A 2,535-nucleotide genomic window follows, 5' to 3' on the forward strand; every position below is an offset into this window, starting at 1 on the left:
GACCTTGTTGTCATCCCCTCCTTCTGGCGCGACGACAAGACCGCCGAGATCATCGAACCCGCCGAACTCACCGCCGAACAGTGGGGCCACCTCACCGGCGGCATGGAACGCCTCGGCCGCGAGGTCCGCGACCACTACGGGCTGGAGATCGTCGTCCACCCGCACGCGGACACCCACATCGACACCGAGCCCAACGTCGAACGCTTCCTCGACGGCACCGACCCCGACCTCGTCAGCCTCTGCCTCGACACCGGCCACTACGCCTACTGCGGCGGCGACAGCGTCCGCCTCATCCGGACCTACGGCGAACGCCTCGGCTACCTCCACCTCAAGCAGGTCGACCCGGACATCCTCGCCGACGTCGTCAAGAACGGCGTGCCGTTCGGGCCGGCCGTCGCGCGCGGCGTGATGTGCGAGCCGCCCGGCGGCGTGCCCGCCCTGGAACCCGTGCTGGCCGAAGCGCAGAAACTCGGCGTCGACCTGTTTGCCATCGTGGAGCAGGACATGTATCCGTGTCCTGCCGACCAGCCGCTCCCGATCGCCGTCCGCACCCGCCGCTTCCTCCGCTCCTGCGGCGCCTAGGCGCCCGGCGGCGCCCGGCTCACACCCCCTTTCCCGACCTCATCCGCACTCCGGAAGGACGCTCACCGACCATGACCCAGCGCCCCACCATCGGCGTCGCCGTCGTCGGCACCGGCCGCATGGGAGCCGACCACGTCCGCCGCCTCGACCGGGTGACCAGCGGCGCCCGGGTCGCCGCCGTCGTCGACGTCGACGCCGAACGCGCCAAGCGCGTCGCCGACGGCGTCGAGGGCTGCGCGGCGTTCACCGACGCCGCGCAGGCCATGGCCGCCGACGGCGTCGACGCCGTACTGATCGCCTCCCCCGGACCCGCCCACGAGGCCGCCCTGCTCGCCGCGTTCGCACACGACCTGCCCGTTCTCTGCGAGAAACCGCTCACCCCGGACGCCGCGTCCGCCCTGCGCGTGATGGAGGCCGAACAGCGCCTCGGCCACCGCCGCGTCCAGGTCGGCTTCATGCGCCGCTACGACGCCGAGTACCAGCGGCTGAAGGCGCTGCTCGACGGCGGCGACCTGGGCCGCCCGCTGATGCTGCACAACCAGCACCGCAACGTCTCCACCCCGCCCGGCTTCACCAACGAGATGACCGTCAACGACTCCGCCGTCCACGAGATGGACGTCGCCCGCTGGCTGCTGGACCAGGAGATCACCGCCGTCACCGTCCTGCGCCCGCGCCCGTCCTCCTCGGCCCCCGACGGAGTCGACGACCCGCAGTTCCTCGTCTTCGAAACCGACGGGGGCGTCCTCGTCGACGTGGAGGTCAACCTCAACTGCGGCTTCGGCTACCAGGTCCGTGCCGAGGCCGTCTGCGAACGAGGCACCGCTCGGATCGGCGACGGCGTCGGCCTGGTCACCCACACCGCCGGCCGCTGGGGCGGCACCATCGACCAGGACTTCGTCACCCGCTTCGAGGACGCCTACGACCGCCAGGTCCAGGCGTGGATCGACGCCACGGCGCGCGGCGAGACGGTCGGCCCCAGCGTCTGGGACGGCTACGCCGCGGCGGCCGTCTGCGAAGCCGCCGTCCGCGCCCAACAGGAGGGCCACCGCGTTCCCGTCGACCTCGTCGACCGCCCACCCCTCTACCGCTGACGGCTCCGCCTCCGGTCCCCGACGCGGCGCCGGAGGCGGCTCACCGCTCACCCTCCTCGGCGCGTGTACCGGCCACGCGGGGCTTCCCTACCGCCGAAGGCTCCCGGCGAGTGCCGGTCGCGCGTCGCCTGTCACCGCCACCAACGTGGCTCTTCCGGGAACAACGGGTCACCGTGCTGTCGTGGCGCGGATGGGCCGTATGAGGACCCGCTACGCATCGCGGTCAGGCGGGCCTGCCGCCGCTCACAGCGTCGTACGAACCACAGGTAGACGCCGAGACTCGGTGCGCAACGCCCGGTGTAGTCCGCCCACATGACAAGCGTTTCCGTCCCCGAGCGCACGCCCATCACCCAGACGAGCGTCGGGACCGCGAGCACTCCGGCCAGCAACAGCGCGCCCAGATAGCCGGTCAGCGCCGACCGCCCTGCCATCAGCCAGGAGCCGACTACCCCCGCCGGGATCTGTACGCACGCGTGGAACACGGCGATCGAGACGAGCAGCAGCACGGGCCACAGGAAGGATGGCCAGTCCGCCGACGGGTCATCGGGCGACAGGGCGCGGACGGCGTCGAGCAACCACATCGGGGGAATCAGGAAGGTCAGCAGAAACAGTCCACCGCTGAGATGCATCGCGTTGACGTGCGCGGCGATCCGCTCGTTCCAGTCTGTTCCGGGTTCCGGCGGTGGGGAGGACGGTTGCGTCGGCCATGACGGGCCGGCCGGATTCGCGTACACGCGTGCCCCTTCCGACGAGCGGTGCCCTGGACGTACTCCTGGCATCACAACCGCCGGCCGCCGGGGGCCGGTTGACCCGGGGGTCACTCCGGGGTGATCCAGGTGCCGGTTCGGGCGGAGTGCAGCAT

3 protein-coding genes are annotated in these 2,535 nt (G+C 71.7%); 2 read left to right on the forward strand and 1 reads right to left on the reverse strand.

Annotation, left to right across the window (positions count from 1 at the left end; all coding sequences use genetic code 11):
* Both GL263_RS24940 and GL263_RS24945 read left to right on the forward strand, forming a co-directional pair.
* Positions 1–582, forward strand: a 582-nt coding sequence (locus GL263_RS24940) for a sugar phosphate isomerase/epimerase family protein (protein ID WP_182858001.1), incomplete at its 5' end; no start/stop codon positions are given.
* 71 nt (positions 583–653) lie between these two features.
* Positions 654–1,673, forward strand: coding sequence for a Gfo/Idh/MocA family protein (locus GL263_RS24945; protein WP_182858002.1), 1,020 nt, complete (start codon positions 654–656; stop codon positions 1,671–1,673).
* A gap of 131 nt (positions 1,674–1,804) precedes the next feature.
* Here the strand turns inward: GL263_RS24945 and GL263_RS24950 are convergent, their stop codons facing one another.
* Entirely contained in the window at positions 1,805–2,407 is a 603-nt protein-coding gene (locus GL263_RS24950; protein WP_182858003.1) for a hypothetical protein, read from the reverse strand.
* Between the last annotated feature and the right edge of the window lie 128 nt (positions 2,408–2,535).

Source organism: Streptomyces durbertensis, from assembly GCF_014156695.1.
Lineage (GTDB): Bacteria > Actinomycetota > Actinomycetes > Streptomycetales > Streptomycetaceae > Streptomyces > Streptomyces durbertensis.

Coding starts and splice junctions, on each gene's coding strand:
- GL263_RS24945 (WP_182858002.1), top strand. CDS start 654: ATGACCCAGCGCCCCACCATCGGCGTCGCCGTCGTCGGCACCGGCCGC.